This window comes from Bradyrhizobium sp. Ghvi (genome assembly GCF_900115265.1).
Taxonomy (GTDB): Bacteria; Pseudomonadota; Alphaproteobacteria; order Rhizobiales; family Xanthobacteraceae; genus Bradyrhizobium.
On sequence record NZ_FOVU01000017.1, the window covers coordinates 69,181 to 84,444 of the forward strand.

A 15,264-nucleotide genomic window follows, 5' to 3' on the forward strand; every position below is an offset into this window, starting at 1 on the left:
GAACCTTCGAGGCACCCTCAGATACGAATCAGACCTTGCCTCGCCCTCCCCGCGAATATCAGTCGCATGCGACAATCAGGCGACATGGGGCCGCTGACCGCTGATGTCAGAATCCCGTTGCAAACCACGACATAGGTGCGCTCCCTCCCCCGCTTGCGGGGGAGGCTTGGGGAGAGGGTGTCTCGACGACGAAGACCCCGCAGAGGAGAGAACCCTCACCCGCGCCTTACGGCGCGACCTCTCCCGCAAGCAAGCGGGAGAGGTTGAGCGCTCCTGTGTCAGTAGAACTTGTGGAAGTGATGGATCGGCCCGTGGCCGTGCCCGACGCTGAAGCGGTCGGCGGCCGCGATCGCCGCGCTGATCCAGCTCTTGGCGTTGCGCACGGCCGTCGCGAGATCCTCGCCCTTGGCAAGCCCCGCCGCGACCGCCGAGGACAGCGAGCAGCCGGTGCCGTGGGTGTTGCGGGTCGCGACGCGCGGCGCGGCAAGCGCGATCGTGTTGTCGGCGCTGACGAGATAGTCGATGCTCTCACGGCCCTCACCGTGCCCGCCCTTGATCAGGACCGCGCGGCAGCCGAGACCCAACAGCCGATGCCCCTGACGTTCGATCTCGGCCTCGCTTCGCGCGGCCGGTTCGTCCAGCAGCGCCGCCGCCTCCGGCAGATTGGGCGTGATTACCGACGCAAGCGGCATCAGCTTCGTGCGCAGCGCTTCGACGGCTTCAGCGGCCAGCAAGCGATCGCCTGACGTTGCGACCATCACGGGATCAAGCACGATATGGCGAGGCTTCCAGCGCGACAGCGCCGCAGCGATCGCATCGATACTGCCAGCTTGCGCCACCATGCCGATCTTCACCGCGCCGACGTCGAGATCGGCGAACACCGCATCGATCTGCGCGGTGACGAAATCGGCAGGTATCGCGTGAATGCCGGTGACGCCTTTGGTGTTCTGCGCGGTCAGCGCCGTGATGACGGACGCGCCGTAGACGCCGAGCGCGGCGAAGGTCTTCAGATCGGCCTGGATGCCGGCGCCGCCGCTCGAATCGGAGCCGGCGATGGTGAGCGCCACGGGCGTCGTCATGGGCAGTTTTCCGCGTTGTCGGGGCCTGGCTTTGAGGCCGTGCCTGTCCTACCGCGCCCCCATCGGCCCAGCAAGCTGGGCAGCCGGCGCTGAATCAGGCGGCGGGACGTCGCAAGAGGCTATCGTCCCGCGAGCGTGCACATCCGGTGAAAAATGACCTCGGCATCACCCGGTCTTGGCGCGCTCCTCCAGATGATCAATCGTTGGGTGGTTCGCCGACAACGCGATGTTGCGGGCCACCCGGGCCTGCAACCTTCTCGGGATTGCATCCCGCGCGCATGCCCACTCGGTCGTCCTGACCAAGCCCTATCGCAAGGCCGAACTCGCCCAGCGGCTCAGGGACGCATTTGCCGCGGCGACCGTGACCTCCTAGGACGGGACTGGTATCTGGCGGCTTGCTAAATCAGGCCGGTTTTGGCCTATTAACCGGTAAGAGATGCCTTCGGAGTGACTGCAATGGTTCCTTTCTTCGTTCAGATCAAATGCAAGCTTGGCCAGTCCTACACGGTGGCCAACGCGCTTGCCGAAGCCGAGATTGCCTCCGAGATCTACTCCACCGCCGGCCAATACGATCTGCTGGTGAAGTTCTATGTCGACAAGGACACCGACATCGGCCACTTCGTCAACGAGAAGGTGCAGGTGCTGCCGGGTATCCAGGACACGCTCACCATCATCACCTTCAAGGCGTTCGGCGCGAGCTAGCAGCGCGTCAATTGGAACGGGTGTGATCTAGCCACCAGCTTCCTTGCGCTTGGGCGGCGTCGGCCCATCGACCGGGGGCAGCGACTTCAGATAAGCGGCCATCGCCGCGCGATCATCGGGCTTGAGCTGCGCGAGGTTCTTGATCACGGGCCGCATCGCGCCCGATGCGCTATCGCCTTCGGGCATGTCGCCCGTCTCCAGGAAGTCGGCGATGTCTTTCTCGCTCCAGTCACCGATGCCCTTCTGGGTGATGTTGGGTACCCAGCCTTCGCCTTCCGGATTGGGGCCGCCGGCGAAGCGCTGCGAGGCGATGATGCCTCCGAGAAGATTGCGCGGGCTGTGGCACTCGGCGCAATGGCCGAAGCCATTCACCAGATAGGCACCACGATTCCATTGCGGTGAATGTGCTGCAGCCGGCACGAACGGCCTGACATCCATGAACAGCAATTTCCAGATGCCGACATTGCGGCGTATGTTGAATGGAAACGGCAGGTCGTGATCGCGAACCCGCCCCGACACCGGCGGCAGCGTCTTCAAATAGGCGAAGAGATCGCGGACGTCGTCGACTTTGGCGATATGGTAGGAGGTGTAGGGAAACGCCGGGAAGTAGTGCGTGCCCTCAGGCGAAATGCCGTGCATCACCGCGTTGACGAACTCGGCCTCGCTCCAACGGCCGATGCCGTCGGTCGGATCAGGCGAAATGTTCGGCGCATAGAATGTGCCGAACGGCGAGCCGAGCGCGAGGCCTCCTCCGAGCTTCAGGCGATCGGGCTGGTTGGGCACGGCATGGCAGGACGAACAGCCGCCGGCGTTGAACAGCTCCTGTCCATTGGCAAGATCCGGCCCGCGCGTTGGCGCCGGCAAGGCCAGCGCGGTCGGCGCGGTCAGCCACCAATAGACGCCAAAGGCTGCGACAGCAGCAATCAGGGCAGCAAGAATTGTTTGTCGCAGCATTGAATATCCCATTCGAACTCTGGCGTATTTACGGATGATCCCGCAGCCGCTCCAGCCACAAATAATTTAGATGGTGTGATTGGAATCCGGGAATAAAGTCGGAACCGTACTGTTTGCAAGTTTGACTGCAATCAGGCGTCAACAGGGAGAGACTCATGAACAAAGCGCTTTTTGCCACGCTGGCGCTCGGAGCCGCCGTCGCGTTCGCAGCCCCGGCCAACGCGGAGAAACTGAAGGCGACGCTGGACGGCAAGTCAGAAGTCCCCGCCACCACCAGCAGCGGCACCGGCAAGGCCGATATCGACTATGACGCCGCGACGAAGAAGCTCTCCTGGAAGGTGACTTATTCCGGCCTCTCCGGCCCCGCGACTGCGGCCCATTTCCACGGCCCGGCCGAGGCCGGCAAGAATGCTGGCGTAATGGTCCCGATCCCAGGCATCGCCAACAGCCCGGTCGAAGGCAGCGCGACGCTGACCGACGCGCAGGCCTCCGATCTCCTCGCCGGCAAGCTCTATGTCAACATTCACACCGCGGCCAATCCGGGCGGCGAAATCCGCGGCCAGGTGACGAAGTAAGTTTCACTGCGACTTTTCACGAAGGCCGGACCCAAGCGTCCGGCCTTTTCGATTCCGGAATGGAGAACGTTCAGGCCGCGTTCAACGCCTGCTCGAGATCGGCGATCAGATCCGACGGATTCTCGATGCCGATCGACAGGCGGATGGTGCAATCGAGCACGCCGATCTTGCGGCGGATCTCGGCGGGAACGCCGGAATGGGTCATCGTCGCGGGCAGGCTTGCCAGCGATTCCGTTCCGCCGAGGCTGACCGCGAGCTTGAAGATCTGCAACGCATTGAGGAATTTCTCCGCCGCCGCCTGGCCGCCGACGATGTCGAACGAGAACGTCGACCCCGCCCCCAGGCATTGCCGCGCGAACACGCGTCCCGAGGGCGAGGCCTCCTCGTGATGACCGAGATAGTGCACCTTCGCCACCTTGGCGTGATCGCGCAGGAAGTCCGCAACGAGCCGCGCGTTGCTGTTGGCCTTCTCCATGCGCAGGCTCAACGTCTCGAGCGAGCGATTGATCATCCAGCAGGAATGCGGATCGAGCTGGGTGCCGATGGCGCCGCGCAGCGCCTTGATGCCCTTCATGACCGCCCTGGTGCCGAGCGCGGCGCCGGCGATCAGGTCGGAGTGACCGCCGACATATTTGGTCAGCGAGTACAGCGAGATGTCGGCGCCGTGCTCGATCGGCCGCTGAAAAACCGGGCCGAGCAGCGTATTGTCGCAGGCGATGATCGGCGTGTGTCCCTGGACCTTGCCGATGCTGTCGGCAACGCGGCGCATCAGCGCGATGTCGACGAGGCCGTTGGTCGGGTTGGCCGGCGTCTCCACCAGGATCATCGAGACGCGGCCCTTGCGCATCGCCTCCTCGGCGGCCTGGTTGACCGTCGCTTCGTCGACGCCGTCGGCAAAGCCGACCGCTCCGATCGAGAAGCGCGACAGCGTGTTCGTCAGCAGCGTCTCCGTGCCGCCATAGAGCGGCTGAGAGTGCAGGATGACGTCGCCGGGACGCACGAAGGCAAGAATGGTCGTCGAGATCGCCGCCATGCCGGAGGAGAACAGCGCGCAGCTCTCGGTGCGCTCGTAGATCGCGAGCCTGTCCTCGACGATCTCGCTGTTGGGATGGTTGAAGCGCGAATAGACGAGCCCAGCCCCCATGCCTTCCGGCGGCTCGCGCCGGCCGGCAACGTAATCGAAGAAGTCCTGCCCGTCCTCGGCCGTCTTGAACACGAAGGTCGAGGTCAGGAACACCGGCGGCTTGATGGCCCCTTCCGACAGCTGCGGGTCATAGCCATAGGTCAGCATCAGCGTTTCCGGATGCAGCATATGGTTGCCGATATGGGTCTTCGACGGGAACGGTTTTGCCATGGCCTGTCTCGCTATTGCCTGAGTCGCCGCCACGCGTCGGAACTCTTGACGGCGTGAGGCATCAACGCCGCGGCGGTGCGAGCAACATAGTCCTTCCGGCTGCGATCCGTCAGGCCATGTGAGGAGAAATTGCCGCACCCACCGCTGTCATTCCCCGCGAAAGCGGGGAATCCAGTACGCCGCAGCCCATCGGTTCAATCGCATCCGTCTCGGCGTACTGGATCGCCCGGTCAAGCCGGGCGATGACACGGAGTGCGTAGCTATGCTTGAGGCAGCACCGCGCCGCCTTACTTCAGCTTCAGCCGATACGTCTCGTGGCAATCGGTACAGCGATCGTTGATCGCGGTATAGGCGGCCTTCAGGCTCGCGACATCGTGGATCTTGCCTTTGACGTCGGCGATCGCCTTCTGCACCGGCGGGATCTTGGAATCGAAATCGGCCTTGTTCTGCCAGACTTTCGGCGAGGCGCCATAGGTCGCGTTGACCACGTCCTGCTTGGGATTGACCTCGAAGGTCTTGGCAATCTTGGCGACGTCCGCCTCCAGATGAGCGATGGCCTCGTCGACGGCCTTCTGGTTGTAGGGGATGTCGCCCTTCGTCATCTTCAGGATGACCGTGTAGAGGCTCTTGGCCTGCGAGCGCATTAGATTGTCCTGCTGGACGGCAACCTCCTGCTGCGCCATCACGGCGCCCGCACCCAGCACAAGAGTGCCGGCGACAATCAACATACGTTTCATCGGCCTGTATCTCCGGCTCGCAAGACAGTTTGGGGGAAGATCGTTCTTGGATAGAACCCGGCGGCGGGCGATTATTCCCGCCGCAGGCGCCACGCCCTACAGGCTGTGGCGGCGATGGTGCTCGTTGATCGCGATCCACACCCGCTCCGGCGTTGCCGGCATGTCGATGTGGTCGATCTTGTATTCGCGCCAGAGCGCATCGACGATGGCGTTGACGACGGCCGGACAGGAGCCGATCGCGCCTGCCTCGCCCGCGCCCTTTACTCCCATCGGATTGGTCGTACAGGGAACGTTGTGGGTCTCGAACACGAAGGACGGACCATCGGCCGCGCGCGGCAGCGCGTAGTCCATGTAGGTGGCGGTGATGAGCTGGCCGTCGGTCGCGCCATAGACCACCTGCTCCATCAAGGCCTGGCCGATGCCCTGCATGGCGCCGCCATGCACCTGGCCTTCCAGCAGCAGCGGATTGAGCGTCTTGCCGAAATCGTCGACGATCACGTAGTTGACGATTTTGATGATGCCGGTGGCCGGATCGATCTCGACTTCCGCCAGATGCGTGCCGTTGGGATAGGTGCCGTCGGCGCTGGCGAAGGTCGCGCTGCCGTTGAGCTTCGATGGATCGACGCCGGGCCGCTTGGCGAGATCGGCGAACGAGATCGAACGGTCGGTACCCGCGATGCGGATGACGCCGTCGGTGATCTCGAGATCGCCGGCGCTGGCTTCCAGCGCTTGCGCCGCGATCTCCTTGAGCTTCTGGCCGAGCTCACGCGTGGCGCGTTCGACACTGACGCCGCCCGACGGGATCGAGGCCGAGCCGCCGGTGCCGAGGCCCGTGGCGATCTCCGCGGTGTCGCCCTGCCGGACGTGCACGCGCTCCGGCGCAACGCCGAACTGCTCGGCGACGATCTGCGCATAAGCGGTCTGGTGGCCCTGTCCGCTCGACTGCGTGCCGATCAGGACGGTGACGTCGCCGTTGGGATCGAGCCGCACATTGGCGGTCTCCTCGCCCATCACGCCGCAGATCTCGACATAGCTCGCAAGGCCGATGCCCCGGATCAGCCCCTGCTTCTTCGCCGCCTTGGCGCGCTTTGGAAATTCCTTCCACTCGGCAATCTCCATGGCGCGCTTGAGATGCGCGGCGAAGTCGCCGGAATCGTAGACCTTGCCGGTGGCGGTCTTGTAGGGCAGCGCCTTCGGCGGAATGAAGTTCTTGCGGCGGATCGCGTCCGGCGTCATGTCGAGTTTTCGCGCGCAGGCATCGACGAGGCGCTCGATGACATAGGCCGCCTCGGGCCGCCCCGCGCCGCGATAGGCATCGACGGGCACGCTGTGGGTGAAGATGGTGCGCACCCGGCAGTGGAAGGCCTGGATGTCATAAAGGCCCGGCAGCATGCCGGCGCCGCCATGCGGGATATAGGGTCCGAACGTCGACAGATACGCGCCCATGTCGCCCATCAGGTCGCAATCCATCGCGAGGAACTTGCCGTCCTCGGCGAGCGCCATCTTCGCGGTGGTGACGTTGTCGCGGCCCTGCGCATCGCCCATGAAATGCTCGGAGCGATCCGCCGCCCACTTCACCGCCTTCTTCAGCTTGCGCGCCGCGACCGCCATCAGGGCGTATTCCCGATACGGAAACAGCTTCGTGCCGAAACCGCCGCCGACGTCGGGACAGATCACCCGCATCTTGTCGGTGGGGATGTTGAGCACGTTCTGGCAGAGGATGTCGCGCAGGCGATGGCTGCCCTGGCTGCCGACCGTCAGCGTCAAATGATCGTTCTTGGCATCGTATTCGCAGACCGCCGCCCGCGTCTCCATGAAGCTCGCGACCACGCGCGGATTGACGATTGAGATTTCGGCGACCGCATGCGCCTTGGCAAAGGCGGCTTCCGTTGCTTTCTTGTCGCCGATCGAGACGTCGAACAGCACGTTGCCTGACTTGTCCGGCCAGACCTGCGGCGCGCCCTTCTTGACGGCATTGACGACGCCGGTCACCGCCGGCAGCGGGCTCCATTTGACGTCGATAGCCTCGATCGCATCGCGGGCCCGGTCGATGGTCTCGGCGACCACGAACGCGACGGCATCGCCGACATGCCGCACCTCGTCCTTGGCCAGGATCGGGTAAGGCGGGCCGGTGAACGGATCGGTCTCGAGGTTGAACAGGCACGGCAGATTGCCGAGATCCTTGACGTCGTCGGCCGTCAGGATCAGCGCGACACCGGGAAGGGTGCGGGCGCGGCTGGCGTCGATGGTGTATTTGGCATGGGCATGCGGCGAGCGCAGCACCAGGCAGCGCAATGCGGCCTGCGGCGCATAATCGTCGGTATAGCGGCCCTTGCCGCGGATCAGCGCGTCGTCCTCCTTGCGAAGCACGCTTTGGCCAACGCCGAACTTGATGGGAGCCGCCATTCTATCTTCCCGTTTCTCATGGTTGTTTTGCCGGCATATTGCCGTGGAAAAACTGGCAAGGCAAACGGCTTTAGGCGGGCCATGCCCGCGAAAAATTGCCTCGTGGCTCGCGCCTCAGAGCGGGATCCGACGAAACGGCCGCAGTTCGGTCATTTCCCTGTGAGTTCGACAGAGCGCCTTCGCGCTCGGTCGCGGCCAGCTGGCCGACATATGATCTAGTCGCCAAATGAGCGCGGCAGCGCAGGCCTGCGAACAAGCGGCCGCACCGCGCGGCGCTTGTTCTCAGAGCCAATCTCCACGTCTCACGGTTGATCATTCACATCCCGCCACGGTTCCAGAGATATCGCGTGCTGTCTTTTAGATCATCGATGGCGCGTTGAGGCGAGAGGTAGTCGACCTCGCCGCGCGTCAGGCCGATGTCCATCAGCTCCCTGTCACTCAGGTCCTGCAGGGTGAGCTGTGGGCCCTGGCGCCGCTCCAAAAACGCAAGCCAGGCTTGCTTGAGCAAACCGAGGAGGCTTCGCGTCGACGCCGCATTTGCTCCGGCAGCATCCTCGTCCAGCGCTGCAGCGGACGCCTTGAGGCGCTCCGCCAAAGCCTGGTCGATCGCGCCCTTTGCCTGCACGATCGAGAGAGTGAGGCCACGCCTTGCAGCCTCGCCCTCAATTCCGGGTGAGATATCCGTTGGTTGTGGTGGCATCGCATGCTCCTGCTGTTGTGCCGGCAGGGAGCGTGGCCAAACAAAAGGCCCCGTCCGATGCCGGCGGGGCCTGGTGGAAAAGGTGTCGTCGTCGAATTGCTAGCGCACGACTCCTTCCACGGCCCAGCCGAAGCGGGTCATGTGGTTGAAGTTGACTTTGCGCGAGCATTTATTCATGCGGACGGCAATACCACGGCGGCTGTGCAAAATCAAGAGCTGTGCGACGGTCGCCTACACCTTTGAGGCGAGCCTTCGTTAAAGCGCGATGTGCAGGCCTCAAGCGCGATGGGCAACCATCTCGACGCTTGTCGGCTGCTATTTTTGCTGAATTCGGCTGAGATAATCGACAACAGAGAGGATGCGTTTTCGCACGACGATATCAGGGTTTTGCTCCGGGCCGGCGAGCTTCCAATAAGACGGATCGACATAGTGGGGCAATTTGACGATGGGGTTGAATCGTTCTCCCCAAATCGGCATTTCACGCGTGCCGTGAGCGGGAATTGTTTTCAGTCCATCTATGGTTTGATAAACGGCGTCCGTGGGAAACACGCCGTTGTTGTTCTTGGCCAGCATCGTCAAATCGGGAGGCGGTGTTTTCAGCTGGCCGCCAACCGGCCCGTTGCCTCTCGCATCCGTGCCATGGCAACTCGCGCACGACGACTGAAATTCTGATTTGCCAATGTCGAGGTCTTCAGCTTGGGCCGCGGCGGCGAAACCGGCGGCAACGCCGGCAATGATCAAACATGTCACACCACATTTTATCATCTCGCGCTCCAACCCGGCTCGTAAGACCCCACTCCTAGCCGCTTCGCCTGCAGACGGTTTGACCCATATCAAGACCAGCTTCCGGCTCGGCCTACGCGGAGTCCGGCAGATGCTGGCAGGGGCTCCGAAGGATTGCGATGAACGTGTCCGACAGCGAACAACACCAGCGTCATCTCCAGCGCAGAGCCGCTGAAGCGTGCGATCAGCCAGAAAGCAGGTGGAAGGAGATCCGGTCAGCAGGAATCTGGCGAGCGACCTCAGCTAGGTGCGATCCAGCACGAGCCGCAACCGTACAGCGAAGAACAGCATCCGCAGCGAGGGATGCCCTTCCGTGCATTTCGGCATCTTTCCACTTATTGGAGGACTTGCCATACGGGTCTCGTTCAGCAAGACTGCTCGCATTTCGAGTACTTGTTTGAAAGGGTATTTCCATGCCCGAAACACTGGAAAGCCTATTGTGGTGTGCCGCACTGGCGACGTGGCTGATGCTTCTTTTCGGGATCGCCGCCCAGCGCCTGAAGCCTCTCTCAAGCCTCTTCAGCCATCTGCTCGAATTTACATTCAGGCTTAGGGCGAAGTAATTGCCTTAAGAGGCGGCTTGGCGGCTGCCAAACTGGCAGGGCTGAGCGTCGCCTTGATGGTGCAAGGATGAAACGAACCAACGCGCGCACATCGTGCGCGCGGCACGCTCTCGGTCTTGCGAGGGAGCCACGATGCTTGCGCCTCGGCTTCTGATCGTTCAGGAAATTGATCGACCAGCGCGCCAAGAGAGACTGATAAAGAATGACGCTGCTAGTCCACAAGCCTCCGATCGAGGGAGAACCGGCCCCCTCCGGTGACCAGGATCAGCAGAGCGCCTCCCAATATCGAGATGTTCTTCAAGAAATTGTTGTACTGCCCAATCTGTTGCGGACCGGCGGGATATTCCCAGTAACGATGCGCGATTGCCGTAGCCGACAATACAAATAGAAAAACCAAAATCGCGCTGTAGCGCGTACCGATGCCGAGTATCAAACCAGCCGACATCAGTATTTCCAGCGTGACTGTGATGATCGTGAACAGCTGCGGCACTGGAACGTTCAGCGAGCGAAAATAGCCGACTGAACCACTGAAATTAGTGAGTGCTCCGTAAGCGCTTCCGACGAAGACCCATGCAAGCATGATGCGGCCGATCAGGATCAGCAGGTCGGCACTGCCGGTGGCAAACGCGTCGATCCGAGATGTGAGCTTGGAAGAGCGGAATGCCATGGTCGCTACCTCATCGCGTTTTTGCTCGAGGACGGCACCTGAATGTTGCGATCATATCACGATCGCCGCCCCGCATGAAGGCCCTGGGCGGGGCATGGCGCGCTGTAAACGTTTGACGCCTCGGAGTTAGCCGCGCACCAGCGAGACCAGCCAGCTGCGGCCAAACAGCACCAGCATCACGAACGCATAGACAATCGTGCCTCCGCCGGCCAATAGCCCCAGCGTCACCTCGTCGTGGAAGCGCATCGTGCCCAACGCAGAGCCGCTGAAGCGTGCGATCAGCCGGAAAGCGACGGCAAGAATGACCCCGGTCAGCAAGAATTTGGCGAGCGACAACAGCCAGGCGCGATCCAGCACGAGAAAGCCACGCCGCACCGCGAAGAACAGCACCAGCAGCAGATTGGTCCAGACGCCGACGGCGGTCGCGAGCGCCAGGCCGATCTGGGCCAGCGATCCCATCAAAGCCACCTTTAGGGCGACGTTGACGGCAATGCCGGTCAACGAGGCGCGGACCGGCGTCGCGGTGTCCTTGCGCGCGTAGAAGGTCGCGACCGCGCTGCGAATCAGCACGAAAGGGATCAGGCCGATGGCATAGGCCGCAAGCGTGCCGCCGGCGGCGACCGCATCGGCCTTGGAAAACGCGCCACGCGCGAACAGGGCGCGCATGATCTCATCGGGAACGGTGAGGAAGGCTGCTACAAAGGGCACCGAGAACAGAAGCGTGAAGTCGAAGGCACGGCGCTGCGCCTTCATTGCGCCGTCATGGTCGTTGGCCGTGATCCGTTTCGACATCTCCGGCAGCAGCACCGTGCCGATGGCGATGCCGATCACGCCGATCGGAAGTTGATTGAGGCGGTCGGCATAATAGAGCGCCGACAGTGCTCCGGCTGGCAGGAAGGTGGCGATGATGGTGTCGGCGAACAGCGCGACCTGCGTGCCCATCGAGCCGAGTGTCGCCGGCCCCAGCGCCTTGAAGAAGCCGCGAACGTCTTCGTCGAGCTTGAGCGGCGCAAAACGCGGGAGGCCGCCATGGCGCGCGAGATCGCCGGCGAGCAGGAAATATTGCATGAAGCCGGAGATCAGCACGCCCCAGGCCGCGGCGTGACCCGCAGTCGGGAACCAGGCGGCCAGCGCCAGCGTCATCATCATCGCGACATTGAGGAAGATCGACGCGGCCGCGGCGCTGGCAAAGCGCTGCATCACGTTCAGCATGCCGCCATAGAGCGTCACCAGCGTGATCAACAACAGATAGGGAAACGTGATCCGGGTCAGCTCGATCGCGAGCCTGCGCTGCTCGGCATCCTCGGAAAAGCCGGGCGCAAGCAAGCTCATGGCCTGCGGCATGAACAGCCAGGCGACGATCAGCAGCACCACCTGCGAGGCCAGGAGCAGCGTGAAGATGCGATCGGCGAACAGGTGCGCGGCCCCCTGCCCCTTCTCGCCATGGACATGGGCGTAGGCCGGCACCCAGGCGGCGTTGAAGGCGCCTTCGGCAAAGATCGCGCGAAAATGATTGGGCAGCCGCAGCGCCACGAAAAAAGCGTCGGCCACGGGACCGGCGCCGAGGATGGCGGCGAGCATGATGTCGCGGGCAAATCCTGTTAGCCGCGAGAGCAGCGTGTAACCACCGACCGTGAAAATGCGTCCGAGCATGCGCCTGTTTTAGAGACTTATCGGCCTAACGATAAGGCTTTGCAGTTTGACGTGATTAAAAAAGAGAGGCACTCGGCCGCGGTGCACATTGCTGCGCTCTCTCCCCTTGTGGGAGAGGGCAGCGCCGCAGGTAGATACAAGCTCGATCGGGTGAGGGGTCTCTCTCCGCATCGAAAAAGCGGAGAGAGACCCCTCACCCGTCTCGCCGCTAGCGCGGCGAGCCACCCTCTCCCACAAGGGCCCACAAGGGGAGAGGGTAGAAAATCAGCCCGCAATCGCGCCGCGCACGGCCGCGATGATTCGTTCTTGATCGACTTCGGTCAGATAGGCGTGCATCGGCAGGCTGATGACGTCCTGCGACAGCCTCTCGCAAGCAGGCAGGCCGCCGTCTGCGACCGGATACTGCTTGTAGGCCGACTGCTGGTGCATCGACTTGCCGTAATAGACCGCGGTCGGCACGCCCTGGGCTTTCAGCGCGGCAGCAAAGCCGTCGCGATCGGTGCCATCAGGAAGGCGGATCGTGTACTGCGCCCAGACCGAGGTATTGCCGGGGCTGAGGCGCGGCACCGTGACCACGTTGGAAAGACCCCGCGCGTAGCGCTCGGCCACCCTATTGCGGGCGACGATCTCGTCGTCAAAGATCTTCAGCTTCTCGATCAGGATCGCGGCCTGCATGGTGTCGAGCCGGCCGGTCAGGCCGAGGCGGACGTTGTCGTATTTGTCGACGCCCTGCCCGTGCACGCGGATGCTGCGCAGCGTCGCCGCGAGTGCGTCATCATCGGTGAAGATCGCGCCACCATCGCCGAAGCAGCCGAGCGGTTTTGCAGGGAAGAAGCTGGTCGTGGTGGCGAGGCCGAAAGTGCCGAGCTTGCGGCCCTTGTAGCTTGCGCCGAAACCTTGCGCAGCGTCGTCGATCACGAACAGGCCTTCGGCCTTGGCGATCTCGGCGATGGCATCGTGGTCGGCAGGCTGCCCGAACAGATCAACCGGAATGACCGCGACCGGCCTCAAGCCGGCCTTGCGCGCGCTCGCGATGCCGCGCTTGAGCGACTCCGGGCTCATGTTGAAAGTCGCTTCGTCGACATCGACATAAACAGGCATCGCGCCCATCCGCGCCGCAGGCGAGGCGGTCGCGATGAAGGTGAAGGAGGGACACAGCACGGCATCGCCGGGCCCGACATTTTTCGCCATCAGCACCATCAGAAGCGCATCGGTGCCGCTGGCACAGGCGATGACGTGCTTGGCGCCGCAATAGGCCGCGAGCTGCTTTTCAAGCTCGAAAACCTCAGGGCCGTTGACGAACTGGCAATGGTCCATCACCCGCTTGACGGCGGCGTCGAGCGAGGCCCCGAGACGGACGCGCTGCGAGGCGACATCGATGAAGGGAATGGGTTCGGACCGCAGATGCTGGTTCATGGCCTGATTCTTGGCGCTTTCGCGAATGGTCGACATGAAAAGGGTTTTAGCCGGCGACGCGGCGCGGGCCCTTGCGGGCGGGCGAGGTAGCTGCGGGCCGTGACGGCGTCTCGAGACACTGTGTCGCGATCTCGAGGCTTGCGACGCCTTCATCGCCGGTGACCGCCGGCGTCTCGCCGTTGCGCACCGCCTTGAGAAAGGCGATCAGCTCGGCACGGAGCGGCTCGTCATGGCCGACAGGCAGATGCCGCATCGAGTAGCTGCCGTCGGGCTTGAAGCCGAAGCATTCGGTGACCTGGCGCGTGAGCAAATCGCCCATCACGTATTTGCCTCGGGTCGCCACTGTGACGCTGCGCGCCTTGAACGGCGTCAGCCAGTTGGTGTTGATATGCGCGAGCACGCCGCTGGCGGTGCGGAATTGAAGCAGCGCGATGTCCTCGCGCTCCGCGACTGCGCTCGACAGTTGCGGCTGCACCTCGACGATGTCGGATTCGGTGAACCAGCGGATCAGGTCGATGTCGTGCACGGCGAGGTCGATGACGACGCCGACATTGGACATGCGCGGCGGGAACGGCCCGACACGCGTGATCGCAATGGAGAGAATGTCCTCGCCCGCGATTGCCTGCTTGACGGCGGCGACGGCCGGATTGAAGCGCTCGACATGACCGATCATCAACGTGACGCCGGCCTTCTGCGCGGCGGCGACGATCTCGCGGCCCTCGTCGACCGTCGAGGCGATCGGCTTCTCGACCAGCACGTGGATGTTCTTGGCGATGCAGGCGAGTGCCACCTCGTGATGCAGGTGGGTCGGCGCCGCCACCGTGACGGCATCGACACCCTCGGCAAAGAGCTGCTCGAGCGTCTCGAAGCTGTTGCAGCCGGCGAGCTCGGTGGCGCGCGTCCGATGCGCCGGCGACGGATCGACCACGCCGACCAGGCTCACGCCGGGCAGACCGCCCAGCACGCGCGCGTGGTTGCTGCCCATCACGCCCGCGCCGATGACGCCGACGCGCAAGCCGGCCTTGACCGGTTGTGATCCCTTGGAACTCATCTGATCGAACCCCGATTCAACGCAAATCCCCGGGCCGCTTCTAGCACGGTCGCCACAGATGTGGCGAATGCCGGCCTGATTGACCGGACACGATTTGATTCAAAAAATTACACGTTCCCCGGGCCTTAGCGCCAAAAAGGAGCACCTTTTGGCCCGGATCGCGTGATTCGGAGTTGGCTGGTTACGACCTTTGATAGTCGTCTTCAATCCGGATGATGTCGTCTTCCCCGAGATAGGAGCCGGTCTGGACCTCGATCAGTTCCAGCATGATTTTACCGGGGTTCTCCATCCGGTGCACCGCGCCCATCGGAATATAGATGGACTCGTTCTCGTGCACGGTCTTCACGGTCTCGTTGACGGTGACGCGGGCTGCGCCGCGGACCACGATCCAGTGCTCGGCGCGATGATGGTGCTTCTGCAGCGACAGCCGGCCGCCCGGCTTCACCACGATGCGCTTGACCTGGTGGCGCTCGCCGTTGTCGACCGATTGGTAGCTGCCCCAGGGGCGATGCACCTTCAGGTGCTCCTCGGTGACCTTCGGCGCGACCGCCTTCAGTTTCGTGACGAGACGCTTCAGCCCATTGGCATCCTTCTGCCGCGAGACCAGCACCGCATCGGCGGTCG

General features: G+C 63.2%; 16 protein-coding genes. 4 read left to right on the forward strand and 12 right to left on the reverse strand.

Features of this window, described 5'->3' with window-relative positions; translation table 11 throughout:
* Window positions 1-278: 278 nt before the first annotated feature.
* Window positions 279-1,079, reverse strand: coding sequence for a bifunctional hydroxymethylpyrimidine kinase/phosphomethylpyrimidine kinase (gene thiD, locus BM374_RS34530; RefSeq protein WP_092303019.1), 801 nt, complete (start codon window positions 1,077-1,079; stop codon window positions 279-281).
* Window positions 1,080-1,305: 226 nt separating this feature from the next.
* Between thiD and BM374_RS38995 the strand changes: the two genes are divergently transcribed.
* Window positions 1,306-1,452, forward strand: a complete 147-nt coding sequence (locus BM374_RS38995; protein ID WP_177248744.1) for a hypothetical protein — start codon at window positions 1,306-1,308, stop codon at window positions 1,450-1,452.
* 83 nt (window positions 1,453-1,535) lie between these two features.
* Window positions 1,536-1,781: an Lrp/AsnC ligand binding domain-containing protein gene (locus tag BM374_RS34535; protein WP_018317369.1), complete on the forward strand. Its 246-nt coding sequence runs from the start codon at window positions 1,536-1,538 to the stop codon at window positions 1,779-1,781.
* 27 nt (window positions 1,782-1,808) lie between these two features.
* On the opposite strand, the gene BM374_RS34540 is transcribed toward BM374_RS34535, so the two are convergent.
* Window positions 1,809-2,735 (reverse strand): c-type cytochrome, encoded by a 927-nt coding sequence (locus BM374_RS34540; protein WP_092303021.1) that lies wholly within the window; start codon window positions 2,733-2,735, stop codon window positions 1,809-1,811.
* Window positions 2,736-2,890: 155 nt separating this feature from the next.
* Here BM374_RS34540 and BM374_RS34545 point away from each other — a divergent pair, with 155 nt between their 5' ends.
* Window positions 2,891-3,310 carry a CHRD domain-containing protein gene (locus tag BM374_RS34545; protein WP_092303023.1) on the forward strand — a complete coding sequence of 140 codons (420 nt, stop codon included), beginning with the start codon at window positions 2,891-2,893 and terminating at the stop codon, window positions 3,308-3,310.
* Window positions 3,311-3,380: 70 nt separating this feature from the next.
* On the opposite strand, the gene BM374_RS34550 is transcribed toward BM374_RS34545, so the two are convergent.
* The 5 genes from BM374_RS34550 to BM374_RS34575 form a co-directional block, all read right to left on the reverse strand.
* Window positions 3,381-4,664 carry a cystathionine gamma-synthase family protein gene (locus tag BM374_RS34550; protein WP_092303025.1) on the reverse strand — a complete coding sequence of 428 codons (1,284 nt, stop codon included), beginning with the start codon at window positions 4,662-4,664 and terminating at the stop codon, window positions 3,381-3,383.
* 287 nt (window positions 4,665-4,951) lie between these two features.
* Window positions 4,952-5,401, reverse strand: a complete 450-nt coding sequence (locus tag BM374_RS34560) for a cytochrome c (RefSeq protein ID WP_092303029.1) — start codon at window positions 5,399-5,401, stop codon at window positions 4,952-4,954.
* 96 nt (window positions 5,402-5,497) lie between these two features.
* Window positions 5,498-7,807 carry a xanthine dehydrogenase family protein molybdopterin-binding subunit gene (locus BM374_RS34565; protein ID WP_092303031.1) on the reverse strand — a complete coding sequence of 770 codons (2,310 nt, stop codon included), beginning with the start codon at window positions 7,805-7,807 and terminating at the stop codon, window positions 5,498-5,500.
* 316 nt (window positions 7,808-8,123) lie between these two features.
* Window positions 8,124-8,507 (reverse strand): DUF1127 domain-containing protein, encoded by a 384-nt coding sequence (locus BM374_RS34570; RefSeq protein ID WP_092303034.1) that lies wholly within the window; start codon window positions 8,505-8,507, stop codon window positions 8,124-8,126.
* 315 nt (window positions 8,508-8,822) lie between these two features.
* The gene (locus tag BM374_RS34575; protein ID WP_244552801.1) at window positions 8,823-9,257 is read right to left on the reverse strand and encodes a c-type cytochrome; all 435 of its coding nucleotides are present in this window, start codon (window positions 9,255-9,257) and stop codon (window positions 8,823-8,825) included.
* Window positions 9,258-9,703: 446 nt separating this feature from the next.
* On the opposite strand from BM374_RS34575, the gene BM374_RS39000 reads away from it, so the two are divergent.
* On the forward strand, window positions 9,704-9,853 hold the full coding sequence (locus BM374_RS39000) for a hypothetical protein (protein ID WP_177248745.1): 150 nt from the start codon (window positions 9,704-9,706) through the stop codon (window positions 9,851-9,853).
* A gap of 211 nt (window positions 9,854-10,064) precedes the next feature.
* On the opposite strand, the gene BM374_RS34580 is transcribed toward BM374_RS39000, so the two are convergent.
* The 5 genes from BM374_RS34580 to BM374_RS34605 form a co-directional block, all read right to left on the reverse strand.
* On the reverse strand, window positions 10,065-10,520 hold the full coding sequence (locus BM374_RS34580; protein ID WP_092303036.1) for a DoxX family protein: 456 nt from the start codon (window positions 10,518-10,520) through the stop codon (window positions 10,065-10,067).
* Window positions 10,521-10,646: 126 nt separating this feature from the next.
* Window positions 10,647-12,173: a murein biosynthesis integral membrane protein MurJ gene (gene murJ, locus BM374_RS34585; protein WP_092303038.1), complete on the reverse strand. Its 1,527-nt coding sequence runs from the start codon at window positions 12,171-12,173 to the stop codon at window positions 10,647-10,649.
* A 264-nt stretch (window positions 12,174-12,437) separates the two neighbouring features.
* Entirely contained in the window at window positions 12,438-13,589 is a 1,152-nt protein-coding gene (locus BM374_RS34595; protein ID WP_177248746.1) for a DegT/DnrJ/EryC1/StrS family aminotransferase, read from the reverse strand.
* A gap of 46 nt (window positions 13,590-13,635) precedes the next feature.
* Window positions 13,636-14,640: a Gfo/Idh/MocA family protein gene (locus tag BM374_RS34600; RefSeq protein WP_092303044.1), complete on the reverse strand. Its 1,005-nt coding sequence runs from the start codon at window positions 14,638-14,640 to the stop codon at window positions 13,636-13,638.
* Between the two features lie 181 nt (window positions 14,641-14,821).
* Window positions 14,822-15,264 (reverse strand): cupin domain-containing protein (locus tag BM374_RS34605; protein WP_143270320.1); only part of this gene is annotated, 443 nt, incomplete at its 5' end.

Coding starts and splice junctions, on each gene's coding strand:
- thiD (WP_092303019.1), bottom strand. CDS start 1,079: ATGACGACGCCCGTGGCGCTCACCATCGCCGGCTCCGATTCGAGCGGC.
- BM374_RS38995 (WP_177248744.1), top strand. CDS start 1,306: ATGTTGCGGGCCACCCGGGCCTGCAACCTTCTCGGGATTGCATCCCGC.
- BM374_RS34535 (WP_018317369.1), top strand. CDS start 1,536: ATGGTTCCTTTCTTCGTTCAGATCAAATGCAAGCTTGGCCAGTCCTAC.
- BM374_RS34540 (WP_092303021.1), bottom strand. CDS start 2,735: ATGCTGCGACAAACAATTCTTGCTGCCCTGATTGCTGCTGTCGCAGCC.
- BM374_RS34545 (WP_092303023.1), top strand. CDS start 2,891: ATGAACAAAGCGCTTTTTGCCACGCTGGCGCTCGGAGCCGCCGTCGCG.
- BM374_RS34550 (WP_092303025.1), bottom strand. CDS start 4,664: ATGGCAAAACCGTTCCCGTCGAAGACCCATATCGGCAACCATATGCTG.
- BM374_RS34560 (WP_092303029.1), bottom strand. CDS start 5,401: ATGAAACGTATGTTGATTGTCGCCGGCACTCTTGTGCTGGGTGCGGGC.
- BM374_RS34565 (WP_092303031.1), bottom strand. CDS start 7,807: ATGGCGGCTCCCATCAAGTTCGGCGTTGGCCAAAGCGTGCTTCGCAAG.
- BM374_RS34570 (WP_092303034.1), bottom strand. CDS start 8,507: ATGCCACCACAACCAACGGATATCTCACCCGGAATTGAGGGCGAGGCT.
- BM374_RS39000 (WP_177248745.1), top strand. CDS start 9,704: ATGCCCGAAACACTGGAAAGCCTATTGTGGTGTGCCGCACTGGCGACG.
- BM374_RS34580 (WP_092303036.1), bottom strand. CDS start 10,520: ATGGCATTCCGCTCTTCCAAGCTCACATCTCGGATCGACGCGTTTGCC.
- murJ (WP_092303038.1), bottom strand. CDS start 12,173: ATGCTCGGACGCATTTTCACGGTCGGTGGTTACACGCTGCTCTCGCGG.
- BM374_RS34595 (WP_177248746.1), bottom strand. CDS start 13,589: ATGAACCAGCATCTGCGGTCCGAACCCATTCCCTTCATCGATGTCGCC.
- BM374_RS34600 (WP_092303044.1), bottom strand. CDS start 14,640: ATGAGTTCCAAGGGATCACAACCGGTCAAGGCCGGCTTGCGCGTCGGC.